The 21654-nt window shown below is 66.5% G+C and carries 16 protein-coding genes; 9 read left to right on the plus strand and 7 right to left on the minus strand.

All coding sequences use genetic code 11. From position 1 onward, the window contains the following. Position 1: 1 nt before the first annotated feature. Positions 2-262, minus strand: a complete 261-nt coding sequence (locus DVS29_RS10030; protein ID WP_118180294.1) for a DUF1488 family protein — start codon at positions 260-262, stop codon at positions 2-4. 406 nt (positions 263-668) lie between these two features. Between DVS29_RS10030 and DVS29_RS37275 the strand changes: the two genes are divergently transcribed. After that, a complete protein-coding gene (locus DVS29_RS37275; protein WP_164707888.1) occupies positions 669-1175 on the plus strand; it encodes a DUF2199 domain-containing protein in 507 nt (168 codons plus the stop codon). A 2-nt stretch (positions 1176-1177) separates the two neighbouring features. Here DVS29_RS37275 and DVS29_RS10040 read toward each other — a convergent pair whose 3' ends face one another. Then, positions 1178-1669 (minus strand): RDD family protein, encoded by a 492-nt coding sequence (locus DVS29_RS10040; RefSeq protein WP_118180296.1) that lies wholly within the window; start codon positions 1667-1669, stop codon positions 1178-1180. A 458-nt stretch (positions 1670-2127) separates the two neighbouring features. On the opposite strand from DVS29_RS10040, the gene DVS29_RS10045 reads away from it, so the two are divergent. From DVS29_RS10045 to DVS29_RS10060, 4 genes are all read left to right on the plus strand, one after another. Beyond that, complete coding sequence (locus DVS29_RS10045; RefSeq protein ID WP_118180297.1) at positions 2128-3132, plus strand: sugar ABC transporter substrate-binding protein; 1005 nt, start codon at positions 2128-2130, stop codon at positions 3130-3132. 197 nt (positions 3133-3329) lie between these two features. Then, positions 3330-4313, plus strand: a complete 984-nt coding sequence (locus DVS29_RS10050) for an ABC transporter permease (protein ID WP_118180298.1) — start codon at positions 3330-3332, stop codon at positions 4311-4313. A 19-nt stretch (positions 4314-4332) separates the two neighbouring features. Further along, a complete protein-coding gene (locus DVS29_RS10055) occupies positions 4333-5133 on the plus strand; it encodes an ATP-binding cassette domain-containing protein (protein WP_118180299.1) in 801 nt (266 codons plus the stop codon). 56 nt (positions 5134-5189) lie between these two features. After that, positions 5190-6422 (plus strand): ROK family transcriptional regulator, encoded by a 1233-nt coding sequence (locus DVS29_RS10060; protein WP_118180300.1) that lies wholly within the window; start codon positions 5190-5192, stop codon positions 6420-6422. A 39-nt stretch (positions 6423-6461) separates the two neighbouring features. Here DVS29_RS10060 and DVS29_RS10065 read toward each other — a convergent pair whose 3' ends face one another. Beyond that, the gene (locus tag DVS29_RS10065; RefSeq protein ID WP_118180301.1) at positions 6462-10469 is read right to left on the minus strand and encodes a type III effector protein; all 4008 of its coding nucleotides are present in this window, start codon (positions 10467-10469) and stop codon (positions 6462-6464) included. Between the two features lie 261 nt (positions 10470-10730). Between DVS29_RS10065 and DVS29_RS10070 the strand changes: the two genes are divergently transcribed. Next, a complete protein-coding gene (locus DVS29_RS10070; protein ID WP_118180302.1) occupies positions 10731-11018 on the plus strand; it encodes a DUF4148 domain-containing protein in 288 nt (95 codons plus the stop codon). Positions 11019-11094: 76 nt separating this feature from the next. Here the strand turns inward: DVS29_RS10070 and DVS29_RS10075 are convergent, their stop codons facing one another. After that, positions 11095-14199, minus strand: a complete 3105-nt coding sequence (locus DVS29_RS10075; protein WP_118180303.1) for a transglycosylase domain-containing protein — start codon at positions 14197-14199, stop codon at positions 11095-11097. A gap of 334 nt (positions 14200-14533) precedes the next feature. Between DVS29_RS10075 and DVS29_RS10080 the strand changes: the two genes are divergently transcribed. Further along, positions 14534-15805, plus strand: coding sequence for an NAD(P)/FAD-dependent oxidoreductase (locus tag DVS29_RS10080; protein WP_118180304.1), 1272 nt, complete (start codon positions 14534-14536; stop codon positions 15803-15805). 41 nt (positions 15806-15846) lie between these two features. After that, the gene (locus tag DVS29_RS10085; protein WP_118180305.1) at positions 15847-16536 is read left to right on the plus strand and encodes a TetR/AcrR family transcriptional regulator; all 690 of its coding nucleotides are present in this window, start codon (positions 15847-15849) and stop codon (positions 16534-16536) included. Positions 16537-16678: 142 nt separating this feature from the next. On the opposite strand, the gene DVS29_RS10090 is transcribed toward DVS29_RS10085, so the two are convergent. Genes DVS29_RS10090 through aroQ form a run of 3 tightly spaced genes read right to left on the minus strand, consistent with a single transcriptional unit; the run spans position 16679 to position 19422 of the window. Next, on the minus strand, positions 16679-18073 hold the full coding sequence (locus DVS29_RS10090) for an MFS transporter (RefSeq protein ID WP_118180306.1): 1395 nt from the start codon (positions 18071-18073) through the stop codon (positions 16679-16681). Positions 18074-18100: 27 nt separating this feature from the next. Then, positions 18101-18964: a shikimate dehydrogenase gene (locus DVS29_RS10095; RefSeq protein WP_118180307.1), complete on the minus strand. Its 864-nt coding sequence runs from the start codon at positions 18962-18964 to the stop codon at positions 18101-18103. Next, positions 18964-19422, minus strand: coding sequence for a type II 3-dehydroquinate dehydratase (aroQ, locus tag DVS29_RS10100; RefSeq protein WP_118180308.1), 459 nt, complete (start codon positions 19420-19422; stop codon positions 18964-18966). Before aroQ ends, DVS29_RS10095 begins: the two co-directional genes overlap by 1 nt. A 286-nt stretch (positions 19423-19708) precedes the next feature. On the opposite strand from aroQ, the gene DVS29_RS10105 reads away from it, so the two are divergent. Continuing rightward, on the plus strand, positions 19709-21613 hold the full coding sequence (locus DVS29_RS10105) for a bifunctional sugar phosphate isomerase/epimerase/4-hydroxyphenylpyruvate dioxygenase family protein (RefSeq protein WP_118180309.1): 1905 nt from the start codon (positions 19709-19711) through the stop codon (positions 21611-21613). Positions 21614-21654 lie beyond the last annotated feature (41 nt).

Genomic DNA, 21654 nt, shown 5'->3' on the forward strand with positions numbered 1-21654 from the left:
GCTAGTCGAAGTCGCGCGTTTCCAGCTCGACCGACTGGCCGCCGTTCGATTCGAGCACGCGCCGGGCGGCCGTCTCGATCCTCTGGCGATTCGCCTCGAACGACGCGATCAATTGATGGGACGACGTACCCTGGTTCCCGAAGTGATCGTTTAGTGCATCGAGCGAAACACTACACCAGACCTCCTTGCCGCTGACACTCGCTTCGAATGCGACTCGCGCGGCGGCTACCACATGCCGCCGGCTGGTAAATTCGATCGTCATTTTCCGTTCTCCATGGTTGCCAGAATCGCTTCGCGGCCGGTCCTACCGCGCGACGTCGGTCATGCAACGCCCACGGTGCGTCGCCGCGTGGATACGCACAGCGCGCGCCGGCCTCCCGGGCGCCTTTTTTCAGGCTGTTTGCTGGTTCAGCAAGCACCGGTCCCGAATGCACGCAGCGCACTTGCACTGTACTGCGGATCGAGGCCCTCTGGGCTGGCTCCGGTCCAACCCTGATTTTCCACTGAAGAATCACCCCATGCTGCCGTTAATCCGGCTGGACGGGCGCGTCGCGGCAACGTTGAGCGCTCCCTCCGCGAGCGGCACGGGGTCCGCGCGCGACCACAAGAAAGCAAGGACGGACCGACGCAGAGGTCGGTCATATCGTTCTCACGAGGGTGTCGAACCGATGTTCAGGTTTCAATGCAGTCAATGCGAAGCGTGGCACGAAGAACTGCCGCGCATCGGATTCGCGATGCCGGACAATCTCAGGAACATTCCCGCGGGCCTGCGCGACGGGCGCGCGTGGTGGTCCGATGACGTCTGCGTCATCGACAACCGGCAGTTCTATGCGCGCGCGCGTCTCGAGATTCCGGTCAGCGGCTCGGGCGAGCCATTCGTGTGGGACATGTGGGTGTCGCTCAGCGAAAAGAGCTTCTACGACTATCTCGGCGCGGTCGATCGCGGGCGGGCGGGCGGCCCGTACTTCAGCTGGCTCGCGAACGTGCTGCCCGGCTATCCGACGCCGATCGGCCTGAAGTCGCAGATGCGTCCGCAGGCCAGCGGCACGAAACCGATGATCGTGCTGGAACGCTCACGTCATCCGCTTTCGGTGGATTTTCACGAAGGCATGCCGCAGCAGCGCGCCGAAGCACTGTGCGAGTTCGCGCAGCATCGGGCGATCCTGCCGCACTGATCTCAGCGGTCAACCGCCTTCGCCTTGCGCACCGACACGGCCAGCATGGCCGGATCGCTGATCACCGCGGTATTCGCGATGCGATCGTGCAGCGCCTGCCGCTTCGGATTGAAGAAGACCCACAGAAAGCCCACGCCACACATCGCGAACGTGAGCAGATAGCCGACCGTGCGCAACAGCGCCTGACGCGTCGACATCGGCGCGAGCGACTCCGCATCGACGATCCGCAGACGCAGCAGCCGCTTGCCCGGCGACGTGCCCCACACGAGCCACAGCACGCCCGTCACGACGATCGGCACGCATTGCAGCACGATCAGCCAGAACACGAGCGTCGACACGAAGCGATCCGGGTCGAGCATCAGATCGTCCGCCGATGGGCCCACCGGAATCACTGCCATCAGCACGGTCCACCAGAGACTGTCGATGAAGAGTGCGCGGGCACGTTGCGACCAGGTGGCGAACTGCGTGCCGGTTTCCGATTTGGCTGAAGACATGGGCTAGGTTGGACGAAGAAGGACGAACGGCACAAGGTATTCAACACACGATACCCGATCGTCGTGTCGCGCTCTATCAACGCTCATGCATCGCTCATGTATCGGCCCCCCAACCCGATCAAATGCCCATTAAAAGAGCAAATGAACATTAGTCGACGCGATCCCCTCTCCTGATTTACCCGTATTCCATCGCGCCCCGAAGCGTCTCACAGTCACTCTCAAACCCAAGCCGCACAAGGCTTTGCGAAAAACCCGCCGCATCCCCTCCTGCACCTCCCGCCTGAACCCTTCCTTGACACTCCCCGGCCGCCCTGCTGTACTAAATAAAACAGATTGATTTAGTCGACCGCCCGATGGCGCAGGTTCGAAGCGGCGCCCGAGCGCCACGGCATCGTGGAGTCGGACTGTCAGTCTCAGTCACAACGTCGTGGTCAATCAAACCGGAGGAGGCACTACCCATGAACCAGCAATCCCGCACCCGCTCTGTCGCAAAGCAGCTCGCTGTGCTGTGCGCCGCCACGTCCGCGCTCTGGTGCGCGGGCATGACGCTCGCGCATGCCGATCAGCCGATCGTCGGCCTGATCACGAAGACCGATACGAACCCGTTCTTCGTGAAGATGAAGCAAGGCGCCGAAGCCGAGGCGAAGAAGGACGGCGCGAAGCTGCTGAGCGCGGCCGGCAAGTTCGACGGCGACAACGCGAGCCAGGTCACCGCGATCGAAAACATGATGACGGCCGGCGCGAAAGCGATCCTGATCACGCCGAGCGACACGAAAGCGATCGTGCCTAGCATCAAGAAGGCGCGCGCGGCGGGTGTGATGGTGATTGCCCTCGATACGCCGACGGAGCCGCAGGACGCGACCGACGCCCTCTTCGCCACCGACAACTTCAAGGCCGGCGTGCTGATCGGCGAATACGCGAAGGCCGCGATGGCCGGCAAGCCCGCGAAGATCGCGACGCTCGACCTCGCGCCGGGCATCTCGGTCGGCGTGCTGCGTCATAACGGCTTCCTGCAGGGCTTCGGCATCAAGGAAGGCGATGCGTCGATCGTGTGCAGCCAGGATACGCGCGGCGATCAGGCGAAGGGCCAGACGGCGATGGAAAACTGCCTGCAGAAGGACCCGAACATCAACCTCGTCTACACGATCAACGAACCTGCCGCAGCTGGCGCGTATCGCGCGCTGCAATCCGCGGGCAAGGAGAAAGGCGTGATGATCGTCTCGATCGACGGCGGCTGTGAAGGCGTGCGCAACGTGAAGGCCGGCTCGATCGCCGCGACTTCGCAGCAATACCCGTTGAAGATGGCGGCGCTCGGCGTGGAGGCCGGCGTCGAATACGCGAAGACGGGCAAGAAGGTCAGCGGCTACAAGGACACTGGTGTCACGCTGATCACCGACAAGCCGATGTCGGGTGTACCGAGCAAGGACACGGGCTTCGGCCTGCAGAACTGCTGGGGCAATTAAGGCAGTGACGCGCGCGGCGCACCACACGCAGCCCACGCACGTCAACTCGTCAAGCCAGTAACCAGTAACACGGGGAAGGACCGGACGATCCGCGCACCGCGCGGATCAGCCGGCGACCGACCGCGTCCCGCACCCGCCGCAACGCATGGCGGGCCGGACCCAGTACGCGGCAGCATCAAGGATTCAAGGACATCATCATGCCCACTCCCACCGCCCCTATGCCCAATCAACGGAAATTCGGCGAGCACATGCCGTCGCTCGCGGAAATCGGACCGCTGCTCGCGCTGATACTCGCAAGCGTGTTCTTCATCACGCAGAGCAACCGCTTTCTCTCGCTGCAGAATCTCTCGCTGATCCTTCAGCAGACGATGGTGGTCGCGGTCATCGCGATCGGCCAGACGCTCATCGTGCTGACGGGCGGCATCGATCTCTCGTGCGGGATGGTGATGGCATTCGGCTCGATCGTGATGACGCGCTTCGCCGTCGTGCTCGGGCTGCCGCCGGTCGTCGCGATCCTGTGCGGCGTCGCCGCCAGCACTTTGTTCGGATTGCTGAACGGCGTGCTGATCACGCGCATCAAGCTGCCCGCGTTCATCGTCACACTGGGCACGCTCAACATCGCGTTCGCGGTCACGCAGATCTACTCGAATGCGGAGAGCGTGTCGAACCTGCCGAACGCGATCATGTTCTTCGGCAACACGTTCGGCATCGGCGGCGCGGAGGTCACTTACGGCACCGTGCTCACGCTGCTGCTCTATCTCGGCACGTGGTTCATCCTGCGCGACACGGTGCCCGGCCGTCACCTGTACGCGCTCGGCAACAACGCCGAAGCCGCGCGCCTGATGGGCCTGTCGTCGCAACGCATCCTGCTCACCGTCTACACGCTCGCCGGCGCGATCTACGGGATCGCCGCGCTGCTGTCGGTCGCGCGTACCGGCGTGGGCGATCCGCAGGCAGGGCAAACCGAAAACCTCGACAGCATCACCGCGGTCGTGCTCGGCGGCACGAGTCTCTTCGGCGGACGGGGGACGATCGTCGGCACGCTGCTCGGCGCGCTGATTGTCGGCGTGTTCCGCAACGGCCTCACGCTGATGGGCGTGTCGTCCGTGTACCAGGTGCTGATCACCGGCATTCTGGTGATTCTCGCCGTTGCCGCCGACAAAATGTCGCATCGCCGCTGATTCGCGCAAGGAGCCTGTCATGTCGACCACCCAAACCGCCTCGAACTCCGCCACGCCCGTGCTCGCTGCCCGCGGTCTCGTCAAACGCTACGGCCAGGTCACCGCGCTGGACGGCTGCGACTTCGAAGTGAAGCCCGGCGAAATCCTCGCCGTGATCGGCGACAACGGCGCCGGCAAGTCGTCGCTGATCAAGGCGCTGTCCGGCGCCACCGTGCCCGATGAAGGCGAGATCCTGCTCGACGGCAACGCGGTACGCTTCAAGAGCCCGATCGATGCGCGCGAACAGGGCATCGAAACCGTCTACCAGGACCTCGCCGTCGCGCCCGCGATGACGATCGCCGAGAACCTGTTCCTCGCCCGCGAAATCGTGAAACCGGGCTGGCGCGGCAAGTGGCTCAAGATGATCGACAAGCGCCGCATGCTCGACGAAGCCACCAACGCGATGAAGGACCTGCAGATCGGTATCCGCTCGATGCGTCAGGCAGTGGAGACGCTGTCCGGCGGCCAGCGCCAGGGCGTGGCCGTCGCGCGCAGCGCGGCGTTCGCGCGCCACGTCGTGATTCTCGACGAACCGACCGCCGCGCTCGGCGTGAAGGAAGGCAACATGGTGCTCGAGCTGATCCGGCGCGTGCGAGATCGCGGGCTGCCGGTGATCCTGATCAGTCACAACATGCCGCACGTGTTCGAGATCGCCGACCGCATCCACATCCAGCGTCTCGGCCGCCGCGCCGCGCTCGTGAACAAGGCGGACATTCACATGTCCGAGGCGGTCGCGATCATGACCGGCGCGAAGGAAGCGGACGTGAAGGCGATCGCCTGAGCGACCTCCGAACGCAAGCAGCTTCGCGGCAACCAGCACGCAACCCTGAACCGACGATGCACTCACCTCGCCCGTCACCGCTGAAACGCCCGGTCGGCTCCAACCAGGTCGGCATGCGCCAGTTCAACGAACGCATCGTGCTGCAGGCGATCCGTCTGCACGGCGCGTTGCCGAAGGCGGACGTCGGGCGGTTGACGCGGCTCTCGATGCAGACCGTCTCGATGATCATCGACCGGCTGATCGACGATGGCCTGCTCGCGAAGCAGCCGCGCGTGCGCGGCCGCATCGGGCAGCCGTCGGTGCCGATCGCGTTGCGGCCGGACGGTGCGTATACAGTCGGCGTGAAGGTGGGTCGGCGCAGCCTCGACGTGCTGGCGATGGACTTCACCGGCCGCATCTGCAGCCGCGATCTGTTCGAATACGCGTATCCCGATCCGCAGCAGCTGTTCCCCGCGCTCGAGGCGAGGCTCGCGCGCATCAACGACTCGCTCGGCGCCGACGCGAAGAAGATCGTCGGCGTCGGCGTGGCGGCGCCGTTGTGGCTCGGCGGCTGGCAGAACTTCCTCGGCGCGCCCGAGGACGCGCTCGCCGCGTGGGACGACATCGACATCGGCGCGCGCATCGCCGCGATGACCGGCCTGCCGGTCGAGTTCGCGAAGGACACCACCGCCGCGTGCGCCGCCGAGCTCGTGATGGGCCAGGGCCGCGGCATTCACAACTTCCTCTATCTGTTCGTCGGCACCTTCATCGGCGGCGGGCTCGTGATCGACGGACGCCTGCACGGCGGTCCGCATCGCAACGCCGGCGCGGTCGGCTCGATTCCGACCGCGGGCGGCATCGTCGGCGGTGCGCAGCAGCCGGCGAAGCAGCTGCTGCATACCGCATCGGGATTCGTGCTGGAGAAGCTCTTCAGCGACGTCGGCGCGCCGCCCGCGGCCGCGCACGATCATCGCGCGCTGGCGCCCGACCTGTGGCGCTACACGGAACAATGGCTCGACGGCGCGTGCCCCGCGATCGCGAACGCGCTGACGAACGCGGCCGCGCTGCTCGATCTCGAAGCCGTGGTGATCGACGGGCAGCTCGACCGCCAGCTGCTGCGCGAAATCATCCGTCGCACGGAGCGCGTGCTCGATCACTTCGAGTGGGAAGGGATGGTGCGGCCGCAACTGCTCGAAGGCACGATCGGCGCCGACGCGCGCGCGATGGGCGGCGCGATCCTGCCGCTCTACGCGCACTTCGCGCCGAGCCACGAGCTGTTCCTCAAGCCGGCGACGGAGCTGGAAGCTTAGTTATCCGCATCGGCAGCACCAGCGCCAGCCCACGCGCCGCTAATCGAGCTTCGTCCGCCGCCGTTCAAGCGCCGCCCGCGCCGCCGAGCGCAGCGGCGAATCCGTCGAAGCATTCGCAAGCTGCTCGACCTGTTCGAGCGGCAACGCGTCCACTGCGCTGCCGACAGGCCGCAACACGCTGCGCAACTGTCCGCGAATCCCGCTCGGCGTCTTGCCGTGCAGCGCCGCCTGCGTCTCGGCATTCTCGCGACGCAGCGCATCCGGATCGCGCAGCACGGTCTGGAAGCCGATATTGCGCGACTCCGCATGGAACATCGCGCCGGCGTTGATCTCGCGCGTCTTGCTGACGATCGCCGCGAACGCATCCAGCAACGGCCGCCCTTCTCCGCACAGATACGCGGTACGCGCTTCGATCGATCCCGCGGCTTCGAGCCGCACGCGTGCCTGTGCGAGATCGATGCCATCCAGGCTCACGTCTTCCGTCAGCGGAGCCGGCGCCGCGGCCGGCTGCGCGCCGGGCACTGTCGAACCGGGCGCGTGCCGCTGCACGTGCTGCGCGCTCTCCGCCACACGCTTGAACGGCTCCGACGCGTAGTAACGGAAGAACTCGTTGACCTTCGGCGCGTCTTCGATGCGCGTGCCTTCCTGCACCGCGCGCGCCTTCGCGCCGAGAAAATCCGAGTAGCGCTGCACCGTATCGACGATCGTCGACGGCGTCGCGAAGTAGCCGTTGCGCACGCGCGGATTCGCGTCGAACAGCGCCTTCATCCCCTCGGGCGTCGCCGCGTCCGGATGATCGAGCAACGCGGTGAGCCGCGGGTGCTGCAGCATCTGATAGCTCAGATCGGTGCCGACGATCTCACCTTCGAAGCCCTGCGATGCATCGGTATGCGAAATACCCGGCGTGAACACGCCGACGTGGGTCGGAATGGTCACTGATGCATTGAGGCCCGCGTTCTGGTTGTTGAGCACGCGCACGTACTGCAGGTGCGTCGCCTTCACGCCCGAACCCGGCGGCTGACGCAGCTTGATCACGATCGAGCTGCCTTCGCTCGCGTCGAACACGAGGCCCTGCATCTGCCGCGCGATTTCCGCGTGGTCGATTTTGGGTTGATCGGTTGCAAGCGCCGCGTTGAGCTTGCCGACCGACTTGCGCACCGCCGTCTCGAGCGCCGCGCCCGTGAGCGGCTTGCCGCCGTTCGCCGTGAGCGTGATCTGCCAGAACTTGCCGACCCGGCTGGGGTTGATCTGATGGTCGGCGTACAGGTATTTCGCTTCGGCGCTCAAGCTCACGCCGCCGGTATCGTTAGTGAGGCTGACGGGTCCGAGCGACTTGTGCCAATGGCCCAGCAGCGCGCCCATCGCATCGACTTCCGCGCCGCCCGACGCCGTGCCCCGCAGCAGCACGTCCCAGCGCTGCCACAGCGCCTCGTCTTTCAGCGGGCCGCTCTTCTGCACGTCGTACTTCTTCATCGGCAGATAGAGCTTGTCGAGCAGCTCGCGGGTTTCCGCGTAGCTGCGGTCCGCCTGCATCACCGCGTGCGCGTCGCCCCAGTTCGCGTCGCGCGACAGCCGCTCCTTCGCGATGCCGATATGCGTGCCGACCGCGCCGAGCGCAAGACTGATGCTCGCATGGCTGCGCGCGATGAAGTCCTCGGGATGCTTGAGCGCCTCCGCTTCGGGATAGCGGCCCTGCCACACCTCCGTATTGATCCGCGCGAACGCTTCGGAACGCAGCGCGTTCAACTGATCGCGCGCGGGCCGCGGCAACGCGCGGTCGCTGCGCGCGAGTACCGTCGCGCCGTCTTCGATGAAGTTCAGGTACAGATGCTTGAGTCCTTCGGCTTCAGTTGCCGCGCGCTGCAGCTGCTCCCCCGACGGACGCGCGATCGCGTTGCGGAACTGCGCGGGAATCGACGCTTCGTCGCCGTAGATCGCGCGGTCGCGTTCCGTCATCGCCGGCATCGGTTCGGTGCTGCCCTCGCCCTGCAGCTTTTTCCGCGTCGCGTCGTAGAGCCTGAGCGCGCGCGGAGGCGGATCGATGCACAGCTCGTCGAGCTGCCGATGCACGCCGAGCGTCGCTTTCAGATCCTTGTGATGGGCCGGATCGAGAATCTGATGCGGCGCGCCGGCGGTCTCGGTGAAGAACTGCATCAGGTCGCCGCGCGCGAGCAGATCGAAGTTGCCGTCCGCGCCCAGGTTCGCATCGCCGCTCGTCGAACGGCCAAGACTGCCGTCGACGGCAAGCGTCGCTTCCCGGAACGCCACGCGGCGGTCCGCATACGCGACGGAATCGGGCACGTCGCCGCGCGTGGCTGGCGGCAGCGGCTGGCCCTCCGTCAAGCGCTGCCGCACCACGTCGCCGACCGCCGGATACGCGGTCTCGACGATCGAGCCGAAGCGCGGCGTCACGCCCTGCTTGCGCTGCTCTTCGTCGAGCGCCATCGCGAGTAGCGCCGTCTTCGCGCCGTTGAAGCCCTTCGCGAGCTTCTTGTCGGTCAGGAAATACGGCCGCTCCGGCGCGGGCACATAGTTGCGGTCGAGACTTTGCGACACCGCGCCCTTGAAGCGTTCCATGCCATGCACGAGCTTGCGCGTCTTCGGACCGGACGACGTGATCCACGAGCGGTTCGCGTCCATGTTCGCGATCAGCTTCACCAGTTCGTTCAGATCGCCGTGCTCGAAGTAGGTGCCGCCGCCCTGGTACGCGGCCTGTCCGTTCAGGCGCGCGGCCCAGTTCGAGATCTTGCTGCCCAGGCCGCCCTGGATCGCGACGCCGTACGACGTCCAGAAGTCGATATCGCGATCGTCGTCGGAAAAGAACTCGCGGTTGGACGTTGCGCCGCCGCTGACATTGCCCACTCCCACCGAATAACCGAGGCTCACGCCGCTGCTGGTCGCGACGTTCGGGCCCGACACACCCTGGCTGATGCCGGGCGCGACGCGTTCGAGTCTCGCGACTTCCCGGCCGGCGTAGTGCGCCATCAGGTCCGGCGCCGCTGCGCTGAGATGCGTGCGCTTGAGCTCGGTCATCAGGCCCGCGATCAGGTAGTACGACATCGCCTGCTCGCGCGCCGGCGCTTCGCCTTTAGCACCGACGCCGCGGTTCACGTAGTCGCGATCCAGATAACGCGCCAGCACCTTCGAGGTCCGCGCCGCGCGCGCGTAGCCGTCGCGGATTGCGAGGCCCTTCTGGTCGGGACGCAGGTTCGGGTCTTCGGCGACCGCGCCGATCGCCGCGAGTTCGCTCGCGAGGCGGTCATGCAGCGCCTGGCTGCGCGGATGCACGCGAGCGACGTCGGCGGGAATCGGGGGTAGCGCGGCCGTCAGCGCATCGACGGTCTGGCGCAGATGCGTGGCGTCCAGCGCGCCCGAATCCTGATCGATCACGGCGCCGCCCGGCCGCGCGACTGTTGCCGGCGGCGGCGTCTCGACAGCGGCGGTCACGGGTGCTGCAAGCACGACCCGCCCTTCCTCAAGCGCAACGCCGTTACCGGATTCGTGTTCCGCCACCACCGGTTCGGTTTCGGCGGGCTCTTCCCGCCGCTTCGCGGCTTCGCGCTGCAGCGCGCGCACGCCGCGCTTCGACAGCAGCGCCGGTTGCGCAAGATGCTGCTCCAGTTCCGCGTCGCTGAGCTGCGCAGCCTGCGCGATCTGCCTGCGCGCGGTCCGGTTGTCGAGCGCGACGCGCATCGCGTCCGGCAGTCTCGATGTGCGCGGCGGTAGCGGTTGCAGTTCCACCGGCGCTTCCTCCGCCGCACTCGCGGCCTTGTTGCGCGCCACGACTTCGCGATAGACGGCACGTGTCGCGCGGCCGCCGAGCGTGGTGTTCCGCATCAACGTCTGCAGGTCGTCGTCGCTCAGGTCGCGCGCGGTCGCCGACTGTTTGCGCGCGGTCACGCGGTCGGCGAGATTGCGCAAACCCTCGGGCATCGCCGAGCTCTCGCGCGCGCGCCGCGCCGCGTCCGCTTCGACCGGCGACTGCGCGGCGCTCTCTTCCTGCGCGCCGGTGCGCGTACCCCACTGCAAGATGCTCGTGAGCTTCATGTCCAGGCTCCAGCCGGGAGGATGGTCGGAATGGAAGACGTCGTCGCTTCCGTAACCTGGCATCGTAGGTTCGCGCTACCGCGTCGCGGTGACGAAAGGCGAAGCAATGGATGCAGCAGCGAAGTCGCGCGTCGCCGCATGAAAAAACGTTCACGCGCGTGACGCCGGGCTGTGAAGCGCCCGCACCTAAGCTGGGTCCGTAGCCGAGCCGCATCGAAGAGCGGACCGCTACCCGATCCCATCGCATGGAGGAAGACAATCATGAACGCAGCACTGAAGCGCTGCCTGCCCGCGCTGCTGGTCGCAGCAAGCTCGGCGGCTTTCGCGTCCCCGCATCTGACGCCGCGGGAATGCCGCAGCTATCCGTTCGCGGCAACGCACGGTCCCGTCACGCAGGACGATATGACGCGCGAGCTGACGGAGCTGGAAGCGGTCGGCTACCGGCCGGCCATCGACAACTACTCGCCCGACATCAGCGATGCCCGCGCGCGGCTCAATGCGGAGTACATGCGGGATTGCACGCCCACGCATACGGCGAGCAGTTCGTAAGCGTTGCGCGCGTAGTGCGTGATGAAACTGCGCCGGGGACGATTCGATATCGTCCCCGGCGCGAATCACATGCGTGTTAGCGGTCGCTGCTGACCGGATTCGCCGCGGCTTCGGTGCTCGCCGTCCTGACCGCGTCCTTGCCATCGTCCGGCCGGTCGAGCAGCGGCTGCAACGCCGGTGCAAGCGACTTCAGCAACTGCACCGACATCGCGCTCGTGAAATCGTAGTGCGCCGCGTACGGCTCGTGCACCCACGCGGTGAGGCTGCCGTAGTAGCGGCCGCCAATCACGAACAGGAACGTCGCGCTGCGGTTCACCTTGCGCGACTCGATCAGCCGCGCGCCCGGCGCATACACGTCGAAGCGCTGGTCACCGGTGCCGGTCTTGCCGTACACCTCCAACGTGCGGCCGTCCGCGTACGTGATGCCGTCGGCGAGACGCTTGCCGGTGCCGCCCTGCACGACGTCGCGCAGCATGCTGCGCACCACGCGTGCGATATCGGCGGAGAACATCGGCTTCTGCTCAGCCGGCGCGTGCGTGAACTTCGTCGCGTACGGGGTGCCTTCGGCGAAGTCGAGTTCGGACACGCTGTGCGTCGGCGACTGGTCGCCGTCGTTCGCGACCATCCCGATCAGCTGCGCGAGCGCGAGCGGCCGGTCGCCCGATGCGCCGATCGCGGCCGCATACGACGGCGTGATCGTCTCGAACGGGTAACCCAGCGCGCGCCACGATTTGCCGATCGAGTCGTACGCGCGCAGCTCCACTTCGTGGCGGATGCGGCGGTCCTGCGTCGCGTGAAAACGCGTCTTGAAGAGCCACGAATAAGTCTGCAGACGCACGTCGCGGCTTGCATCGTCGACCTGCTTCAGCGTCGCGTCCGGATGCGCGCGCAGGTAGTTCAGGAGCCACAGTTCGAGCGGATGCACGTGCGCGATGAAGCCGCGGTCGTTCAGATTGAACTTGTCGATCGCGTATTTCGCGTACAGCTTCGCGAGGTCTTCATCGGTCAGCGACGTCGCCGCGGGCGTGCCCTTCAGCGCCGCGCGCATCTGCGCGTCGAACCACGACCGTGGCTCGTCCGGCGCGATGCTGCGCAGCACGGTCGCGATCTTCGGCGGCGCCTTGCGCACGCGGCGCATCAGCATCGCGATCGCGTCGTCGGCGGGCACGCCGTGATATTTCTCGTAGAAGCGCTGCATATAGACGCGGCTTTCTTCATCGGCGAAGCGGTTCAGATACAGCGTGCGCTGCGCCGGATCGTCGAGCCATTGCGACGACGGGCCGGAGGTCTGGATCATCTCGTAGCGCACGATGTCGCGCATCAGCCGCACGAACACCAGGTTCACCGAGTGCTGGAACGCTTCGCGCAGCGTCAGCACGCGGCCGTTGTCGTCGGAATCGAAGTTCGTGAAGGCCTGCGCGCCGCCGCCGGTGTAGAACAGCTCGCCGGGGCTCGCCGAATACTTGCGCTCCACCGCCGCATCGAGCATCGCGGGCAACGAGCGATCTTTCGCGGTAGCCAGATAGTCGATCGCCCAGCGCGTCAGCGCGTCCTGCTTCTCCGGCTGCACGGCCCGCAGTTCCGCCGCGCTCATCGCGCCGTAGCGCGCGTGCAGGTCCGTCACGATCTGCAGATAGGTGATCACCGTGCGCAGCTTCGCGGTGGAACCGAGATTCAGGCGCGCGCCGGAGTTGATGTCGAACGGCTCGTTGACGCTATCGGTCTGCACGCGCACGAGGTTCTCGCCGCCGCGGCGCTCGAACAGCGTGAAGCTGTACGCGATCTTCGACGGATCGTCGCCCGCGCGCAGCATCTCGAAGCCGACGAGGCCGAGCGCCTTCGCGCCGTCGCGCGTTGCGGCTTCCGCGAGCTTCGCGCTGACTGCCTGCTGCACGCCGTTGTCGAGCGTCGAGGTTGCGCGCAGGTCGAGCCGGTCGAGGTCGTAGGTATCGTGAATGCCGAGCGCGCCGAGCAGCTGCGAACGGATCGACGTCACCGCCTTCAGGCCGACGTACGACACCGGCCGCTTCACGTCGTCCGGCGCGACGCGATCGGCATGCGCGGCCAGCGCCGCGTCACGCAGCCGCGCGCTGATCACGCCGTTCGACGCGAGCAGGCGCAGGTAGCTGTCGGTCATCTTCTGCAGATCGCCGTAGCCTTTGCGCAGGAACCACGACGGCGCGCGCTGCGCGATCATCAGCGACAGTACCTGACGGAACGCCACGCCCTGGTCGCCAAGATTCGCGGGCGTCTGCGGCGCCTTCAGGATGCGGTTCACGTCGTCGAAATCGCGGCCGTACCACGCGGCGAGCCCGTCGCCGATGCCCTGGATTTCACCCGCGCCCGGCCGCGCGGAAAGCGGCACCGAGTTCAGATAGCGCACCACGATCTGGCGGCGCGCCGGCATCGTCTGCGGTCCGTTTAGATATGCGCGCACCGACGCGGACGCGATCTGCCGCAGCTTCTCCGGCGGCGTCGCGGTGCGGCCGCCGGCCGAGTGGCGGAACTTCTCGATCTGCGTAGCGAGCGTGCTGCCGCCCGGCTGCGACTGATGCCGGTTGAAGATGCGCACGCCCTGATCGACGAGCGCGCGGCTGAAGCGCCCCCAGTCGATCGCCGGATTGCGGTTCGGCTGGTCGGCGTCGAGCAGGTAGCGGTCTTCGATGAACAGCAGCGAGTTGACCATCAGCGGCGGCACCGCGTCGAAGCTGTCGTACGCGCGGCCCGGGTAGCGGAAGCCGAACAGCTTGTCGCCGTTCGCGTCGAACAGCCGCAGGCCGGCCTGGTCTTTTTCGGCGTACGGCAGGAACAGGCCGTCGTCGGCGAGCGACAGCATGCGGTCGCTATCGCGCGCCTGCGACGCGATCACGAAGCCGCGCGCTTCGAGCCGCTTCGTGAAGGCGGGCAGCTGCGCATAGCCTAAACGTTGATCGTAGGGACCGGTGCCGGACGGGAAACGGATGCGGTCGCTCGGACCGGCATCCACAGTGAAGCCGACGTCGCGCGTCAACTCGGACAGGTAGTGCGCCTGCAAACGGGAGGTTTCGATCTCGATCTGCGCGATTCGCACCGCGATCACGACGACCACCAGAAACGCCGCAACGAGCGACCATTTGACCCAGCGCCACACCGGCACCACGGTCGTCGTGCGAAGCGGAAACCTAAGCAGCGGTCGGTTCATGCTGCTCTCCCCGTCAATATCCAGTCGACTTCAAAAAGAGACCACTTATTGAGACAAGTCTAGCGCTTTGCGAACGCGTTCCAGGATGCGTTTTTACCCGCAACAACACTTTTTATCGGGGGCTTCTCGCGCGTCGAACTCCCGGATACACTCAGCGATTTCCGATTGCGGAACCGTTGCTGCAAGCGGCTTTCCAAGGCATCGATCCGCCCCTGATTGCGCTGTGAATCGCGGTGCCGACCGCCCTGCTGCCTGGCATCCCAAACGGTTTCATCCCGACGTCGATCGGCCGTCGCGATCGCACGCTTCCCCCGCTTTCCAACGCCGCCCTCCGATGCAGAATTTCTACGAAGCCACCGTCGACCGGCCCGCGCGCCCTCGCCTGCAAGACCGTCATGGCGCGTCGGTGTGCATCGTCGGCGGCGGGCTCGCGGGGCTGTCCACGGCGCTCGGTCTCGTCGAGCGCGGCGTGCGCGACGTCGTGGTGCTCGACGCGGAGCGCGTCGGTTTCGGCGCGTCGGGACGCAACGGCGGCTTCGTGTTCGGCGGCTACAGCCTCGACTGCGCGGACCTGCTGAAGACGCTCGGCCCCGAGCGAGCGCGCGAGCTCTACACGCTCACCACGGATGCCGTCGACCTGATGCGCGCGCGCATCCAGCGTTACGGCATCGCGTGCGACGCGACGGACGCCGGCGTGATCCTCGCGAACTGGTTCGACGAACCGCGGCGACTGGATGCGCAGCGGCGTCTGATGCAGGCGTCGTTCGGCGTCGAGTGGGAACCCGTGAGCGCTGCCGATCTCGCAGCGAAGCTGAAGACCGCGCGCTATCACGGCGGCCTGCTGGAGCACAACGCGTTCCATTTCCACCCGCTCAAATACGTGCTCGGCGTGGCCGCCGCGGCGGCGGCCGGCGGCGCGACGCTCTTCGAGCAGTCGCCGGTCGTCGCGGTGCGGCGCGCCGGCGCGGGCTTCGAAGTCGACACCGCGAACGGCACGGTCGAAGCGCGCCACGTGGTGTTCGCGGGCGGCGGCTATGCGCGCAACGTCTACCGGCCGGTGGAGCGCGCGGTGCTGCCGATCGCCACTTACGTGATGACCACCGAGCCGCTCGGCGCGAAACTGAACGACGCGATCGACTGCCAGTCGGCGGTGTACGACACGCGCTTCGCGTTCGACTACTACCGGCCGCTGCCGGACACACGCATCCTGTGGGGCGGCCGCATTTCGATTCTCGAGCGCGAGCCGGACGCGATCGCGCGTCTGTTGCGGCGCGATCTGCTGAAGGTCTATCCGCAGCTGCGCGGTGTGAAGATCGACCACGCATGGGGCGGCCTGATGAGCTACGCGCGGCACAAGATGCCGCAGATCGGGCAGAACGCGGACGGCGTCTGGTACGCGGTCGGCTTCGGCGGTCACGGCATGGCGCCCACCACCGTCTCCGGCGAACTGCTCGCCGCCGCGATCGCGGGCGAGCGTCCGGTGCCGGACGCGTTCGCGCGCTTCGGCCTCACGCGCGCGTACGGGCGCCTCGGGCTTGCGGCCGCGCAGCTCACCTACTCGGCCATGCAGGCGCGCGATGCGTTGGCTTCGTTGAGCAAATGCTAGAATCGTCCGTTATCGCCGCCTGAAAACTCCCACCTCGCACAATGAAAAAGGCAAGCACGGCCGCCGGGCCGGAACACGACGGCACCCCATCCGAAGCCCGTCGCAAATACGATCCCGAAGAGACCAAACGCAACATTCTCGAGGTGGCGACCCAGGAATTTTCGTCGATGGGCCTCACGGGTGCGCGCGTCGACGCGATCGCGGAACGCACCAACACCACCAAGCGCATGCTGTACTACTACTTCGGCAGCAAGGAAGGGTTGTACGAAGCCGTGCTGGAGAAGGTCTACGGCGACATCCGCACGCTCGAACAGGATCTGCGCATCGACGAACTGCCGCCGGCTGACGGCATGCGCGCGCTCGTCGAATTCACCTTCGACTACCACGACCGTCATCGCGACTTCGTCCGGCTCGTGACGATCGAGAACATCCACGGCGCGAAGTACATCGAGCAGCTGAAGTCGTTCAAGACGCGCAACGCCAGTGTGGTGCGCACGATCGAAGATCTGCTCGCGCGCGGCGTCGCCGCGGGCGAGTTCCGCGACGACATCGACGCGATCGACCTGCATCTGCTGATCAGCTCGCTGTGCTTTCACCGCGTCGCGAACCGCCACACGTTCGGCTCCGCGTTCGGCCGCGACCCGTCGCATCCGCGGCTGCGGGCGCGACATCGCGCGATGGTCGTCGATGCGGTGATGCGCTTCGTGCTGCGGGCGCCGCCACAGGTCTGACGTCCCGCGCGGCCTGCTGCGCAAGGTCAACCGCCCAGGTCACAAAACAAAGCCGCCCGGCGCATACGCACCGGGCGGCTTTTCATTTGCGTCTATCCAGCGCGCGTTGAATCCTGCGCGCCGGCACACACACGCCAGGCCATCAATCCGTGATCACGATCCGCTTGATGTCGCCGACGATGAAGATGTACGACAGCGCGCCCACCAGCGCGATCGCGCCGATGAACACGAGCGCGCCGACGAACGAGCCGGTCGCCGCGACGATGAAGCCCACCACGAGCGGCGTCACGATGCCGGCCAGATTCGCCGCGAGGTTGAAGATGCCGCCCGTCGCGCCGAGCAGGCCGTCCGGCGCGATGTCCGACACGAGCGTCCAGCCGAGCGCCGCCATGCCCTGCGCAAAGAAAGCGAGCGACAGGATCGCGATCACGACGACGTTGCTCTGCACGTAGTTCGCCAGCACGATCGTCGACGCGAGCAGCAGACCCGCGATGATCGGCAGCTTGCGCGCGACGTTGGCCGACTTGCCGCGGCGCAGGAGCCAGTCCGACAGCGTGCCGCCGAACATCACGCCCACCGAAGCGGCGATGAACGGCATGATCGCGAAGAAGCCGATCTTGAGCCAGCCCATGTGGCGCTCGGTCGCGAGATAGGTCGGGAACCACGTGAGGAAGAACACGAGCGTCGAATTGCCCGCGAACTGGCCGAGGCAGATGCCCGTCAGCTGACGGTGCTTGAGCAGCTTGCCGATGGTGCGCCATTCGAACGGACGGCTCTGCGATTCCTTCTTGTCCTGCGCGTTGCCGGTGTCGCGATGCACGAGACCGCCGCCCGCTTCGATATACGCGAGCTCCGCTTCGTTCGCGGCCGGATGGTCGCGCGGCTCGCGGTAGCAGAGCCACCAGACCACGCCGAACACGATACCCACGGCACCGACCACGTAGAACAGCGAGCGCCAGCCGAACGCGCCCATCAGCGCGAACAGCAGCGGGCTGAAGAACGCGAGCCCGATGTATTCGCCGACGGTATAGGTGCCCGTCGCCATCGCGCGTTCGTTCTGCGGAAACCATGTCGCGACGACGCGGCTATTGGTCGGAAAGCACGGCGCTTCCGACACGCCGAGCCCGAGCCGGCAGGTCATCAGCGCGCCCAGTCCGTGCACGAAGCCTTGCAGCAGCGTGAACACGGACCACAGCGTCATCGACAGGTAGTACGTGACGCGGCTGCCGAAGCGGTCGAGAAACAGGCCGCCCGGAATCTGCGCGACCACGTAGCTCCACGAGAACATCGAGAACACGAGGCCCATCAGCGCGGCGTTGATGCCGAGCTCCTTCGTGAGCTGCGGTGCCGCGATGCCGAGCACCGTGCGGTCGAGATAGTTGATCATCGTGCCGACCGCGAGCAGCGCGAGAATCCGGTAACGCGCCTTCGAGCGGCGCATGGCCGGGGCCTGCGGGCGAGCGCCGTCTTCCGTCCGGGTGGACTGGTTAGGCGAGTCGAGCGATCCAGGTTCGCCCGCACGGAACGATTGCGGCATGTCTTCCTCCACGTCTGATAGTTTGGCTTACGGGTTCAGCAACGACTGAAAATGCGCGAACATCCGCTCCGCGTCCGGTTCGAGTCCGGTGAAGAGACGGAATGCATCCACTGCCTGATAGACCGCCATGCCGCCGCCGCTGAGCGTGCGGCAGCCGGCTGCTTCCGCCGCGGCGAGCAGCTCGGTGCGGATCGGGAAATACACGATGTCGGCCACCCACAGGCGCGCGTGCAGCAGTTCGGCGGGCAACGGAATGCCGGGCAGCTTCGCCATGCCGGTCGGGGTCGCGTGAATCAGGCCGTCGGCTTCTTCCATCGCAGCCGGCAGATCGATTTCCGTGCCGCCCGCGCGCACTTTCACGTGCGGGAAGCGTTGCTGCAGTTCGGCGGCGAGCGACGCTGCGCGTTCGGCTTCGACGTCGAACAGGGTCAGCGTTTTCGCGCCCATCATCAGCGCCGCGTGCGCGACCGCCGCGCCCGCGCCGCCGGCGCCGAGCTGCACGACGCGCGTCATCGCCGCATCGGGCAGACCGCGCTGGAATGCGCGCGCGAAACCGGACCAGTCGGTGTTGTGGCCGATGCGCTTGCCGTCGCGCAGCAGCACGGTATTCACCGCGCCGAGCGCGCGAGCATCGTCGGAGAGTTCATCGAGCAGCGGAATCACCAGCTGCTTGCACGGGTACGTGATGTTCAGGCCGTTGAAGCCCATCCGCTCGGCGGACGCGAGCAGTTCCGGCAGCGCGTCGGGTTCGACCGACAGTGCCTGCAGGTCGATGCGCCGGTATACATAATTGAGGCCGAGCTGACGGCCCTCTTCCTCATGCATCGCCGGGCTCAGCGAGCCGCCGATACCCGAGCCGATCAGTCCTACGAGAAACGATTTCGAACTCATTACTGCACCTTCGCCTTCTGTTTCAGGATCGTCGCCATCCGCTCGAGCGCGAGCTCGTAGCCCTGCGTGCCGCAGCCGATGATCACCGCCTCGGCCAGCGCCGACACATATGAGTGATGGCGGAACGCCTCGCGACGATGCACATTGGAGATATGCACCTCGATCACCGGCTTGTCGATCGCGGCAAGCGCGTCGGCAAGCGCGACCGACGTGTGGGTGTACGCGGCAGGGTTGATCACGATGCCCTGCACGGTCGTGCGGGATTCATGCAGCCAGTCGATCAGCTGATGCTCGGCGTTCGACTGGCGGAAATCGATCTGGAGTTCGAGCCGGGCGGCCGCATCGCGGCAGCGCCGTTCGACGTCGGCGAGCGTCTCCGCGCCGTAGATGGTGGGCTCGCGCGTGCCCAGCAGGTTCAGGTTGGGTCCGTTCAGGACCAGCACCGACGCATTGCTCATTCGACAGCTCCGTGTAGTTCGGCCTTCCGCCGCGATCGCGACATCAGGCCAGCGTGACCGCAGTGTGCCGCCGCGCGCGCGGGTTGTCTTTCGGGGTTTCCACGAATTTGTACGATCTAGTTAGTTTGTATAGACTCACGCTGTTTGATCGTATTCTGTCGTGGTGTACGCGGTTTCGGATTAACCGATTGGTACACTTTGTGACGCAACGCAGCACGATTCGCCGGCGCGGCGGCCCGTCTTTTCACAAGAAGGCAGCCGCGTCGGCCGGACAGGAGTTCTTCACATGCAGCGCTCGATAGCCACCGTCTCCATCAGCGGCACGCTCGTCGAGAAGCTGACCGCGATCAAGGCGGCCGGCTTCGACGGCGTCGAGATTTTCGAAAACGACCTGCTCTATTTCGATGGTTCGCCCGCCGACGTGCGCCGGATCGCCGCGGATCTCGGGCTCGAGATCATGCTGTTCCAGCCGTTCCGCGACTTCGAAGGCGTGAGCGCCGCGCGCCTGCTGCGCAATCTGGACCGCGCGAAACGCAAGTTCGACGTGATGCACGAGCTCGGCACGGATCGCATCCTCGTGTGCAGCAATGTGTCCCCCGATACGATCGGCGACGACGCGCTGATCGTCGACCAGCTGGGCGCGCTTGCCGAAGCCGCCGGCGCCGCGGGCGTGTTCGCCGGCTACGAGGCGCTCGCGTGGGGACGCCACGTGAGCCGCTGGAGCCACGCGTGGCGGCTGGTGGACAAGGTGAACCATCCGCATCTCGGGCTCGTGCTCGACAGCTTCCACACGCTGTCGCTGGATGATTCGGTGGACGGCATCGCCGACGTGCCGGGCGAGCGGATCACGTTCGTGCAGATCGCCGACGCGCCGAAGCTCGCGATGGACGTGCTCGAATGGAGCCGCCACTACCGCTGCTTTCCTGGCCAGGGCGACTTCGACGTCGCGAATTTCACGTCGAAGATCGTGGAAAACGGTTACTCCGGTCCGCTGTCGCTCGAAATTTTCAACGATGGCTTCCGCGCCGCGCCGACCGCGCTCACAGCCGCCGATGGTTACCGGTCGCTGCTGTATCTGGAAGAGCAGACGCGCGCGCTGATCGCATCCCGTGCGCCGGCGGAGACTGCGCCCGCCACCACTGCGCTGTATGAGCCGCCGCCCGCGCCGGCCCACGTCGGCTTCCAGTTCCTCGAGTTCGCGGTGGACGACACCGCGCGCGCCCGGCTCGCCGACTGGCTCGGCAAGCTGCAGTTCCAGCGCACGGGCGAACACCGTTCGAAGGACGTGACGCTGTACCAGCACGGCGCGGCGTCGATCGTGCTGAATGCCGAAGCGGATTCGTTCGCGAGCGCGTTCTTCCAGCAGCACGGGCTGTCGCTGTGCGCATCGGCGATTCGCGTCGACGACGCGAAGCTCGCGTTCGAGCGCGCCGCCGGTTTCGGCTATGCGCCATTCTCGGGCCGGGTCGGTCCGAACGAACGCGTGCTGCCCGCCGTGCAGGCGCCGGACGGCAGCCTGCAGTACTTCGTCGACGAAACGCCGGACGCGCCGACGCTCTTCGAAGCCGACTTCGTGCTCGCGCCCGCCACCGCGCCGCAGGATCTGCTGACCGGCATCGACCACGTGTCGCTGTCGATGCCGGCCGGTTCGCTCGACACCTGGGTGCTGTTCTTCCGCGCCGCGTTCGGCTTCGATGCGGAGCCTGCGTGGCTCGTGCCGGACCCGTACGGGCTCATGCGCAGCCGCGCGCTGCGCAGCCGCGACGGCTCGGTGCGGATCGCGCTGAACGCGTCGGTGGATCGCCATACGGCGGTCGCCGAGTCGCTGCACACTTACCGCGGTTCCGGCCTGAACCACGTCGCATTCGGCACGCGCGACATCTTCTCCGCGCTGCCGCGCTTCGCCGCCGAAGGACTGCCGGTGCTGCCGATCCCGCGCAACTACTACGACGACCTCGCGGCACGCTATGCGCTGGCGGACGAGCTCCTCGAAGCGTTGCAGGCAAACCACATCCTCTACGACCGCGACGAACGCGGCGGCGAGTTTTTCCACGCGTATACCGAGGCGCTCGATCAACGCTTCTTCCTCGAAATCGTCGAGCGGCGCGGCGGTTACGACGGTTACGGCGCCGCTAACGCGGCGGTCCGGCTGGCCGCTCAGGCCCAGCAACGCAAGCGCAGTGCAGCATGAAAAATCCCCGTTGTCAGACAAGTAAAACGTTATACTCGCCG

Source organism: Paraburkholderia phosphatilytica (assembly GCF_003443895.1).
GTDB classification, from domain to species: Bacteria; Pseudomonadota; Gammaproteobacteria; order Burkholderiales; family Burkholderiaceae; genus Paraburkholderia; species Paraburkholderia phosphatilytica.

Excerpts from the sequence above, each read along its gene's own strand:
- DVS29_RS10030 (WP_118180294.1), bottom strand. The coding sequence starts at position 262 with ATGACGATCGAATTTACCAGCCGGCGGCATGTGGTAGCCGCCGCGCGA.
- DVS29_RS37275 (WP_164707888.1), top strand. The coding sequence starts at position 669 with ATGTTCAGGTTTCAATGCAGTCAATGCGAAGCGTGGCACGAAGAACTG.
- DVS29_RS10040 (WP_118180296.1), bottom strand. The coding sequence starts at position 1,669 with ATGTCTTCAGCCAAATCGGAAACCGGCACGCAGTTCGCCACCTGGTCG.
- DVS29_RS10045 (WP_118180297.1), top strand. The coding sequence starts at position 2,128 with ATGAACCAGCAATCCCGCACCCGCTCTGTCGCAAAGCAGCTCGCTGTG.
- DVS29_RS10050 (WP_118180298.1), top strand. The coding sequence starts at position 3,330 with ATGCCCACTCCCACCGCCCCTATGCCCAATCAACGGAAATTCGGCGAG.
- DVS29_RS10055 (WP_118180299.1), top strand. The coding sequence starts at position 4,333 with ATGTCGACCACCCAAACCGCCTCGAACTCCGCCACGCCCGTGCTCGCT.
- DVS29_RS10060 (WP_118180300.1), top strand. The coding sequence starts at position 5,190 with ATGCACTCACCTCGCCCGTCACCGCTGAAACGCCCGGTCGGCTCCAAC.
- DVS29_RS10065 (WP_118180301.1), bottom strand. The coding sequence starts at position 10,469 with ATGAAGCTCACGAGCATCTTGCAGTGGGGTACGCGCACCGGCGCGCAG.
- DVS29_RS10070 (WP_118180302.1), top strand. The coding sequence starts at position 10,731 with ATGAACGCAGCACTGAAGCGCTGCCTGCCCGCGCTGCTGGTCGCAGCA.
- DVS29_RS10075 (WP_118180303.1), bottom strand. The coding sequence starts at position 14,199 with ATGAACCGACCGCTGCTTAGGTTTCCGCTTCGCACGACGACCGTGGTG.
- DVS29_RS10080 (WP_118180304.1), top strand. The coding sequence starts at position 14,534 with ATGCAGAATTTCTACGAAGCCACCGTCGACCGGCCCGCGCGCCCTCGC.
- DVS29_RS10085 (WP_118180305.1), top strand. The coding sequence starts at position 15,847 with ATGAAAAAGGCAAGCACGGCCGCCGGGCCGGAACACGACGGCACCCCA.
- DVS29_RS10090 (WP_118180306.1), bottom strand. The coding sequence starts at position 18,073 with ATGCCGCAATCGTTCCGTGCGGGCGAACCTGGATCGCTCGACTCGCCT.
- DVS29_RS10095 (WP_118180307.1), bottom strand. The coding sequence starts at position 18,964 with ATGAGTTCGAAATCGTTTCTCGTAGGACTGATCGGCTCGGGTATCGGC.
- aroQ (WP_118180308.1), bottom strand. The coding sequence starts at position 19,422 with ATGAGCAATGCGTCGGTGCTGGTCCTGAACGGACCCAACCTGAACCTG.
- DVS29_RS10105 (WP_118180309.1), top strand. The coding sequence starts at position 19,709 with ATGCAGCGCTCGATAGCCACCGTCTCCATCAGCGGCACGCTCGTCGAG.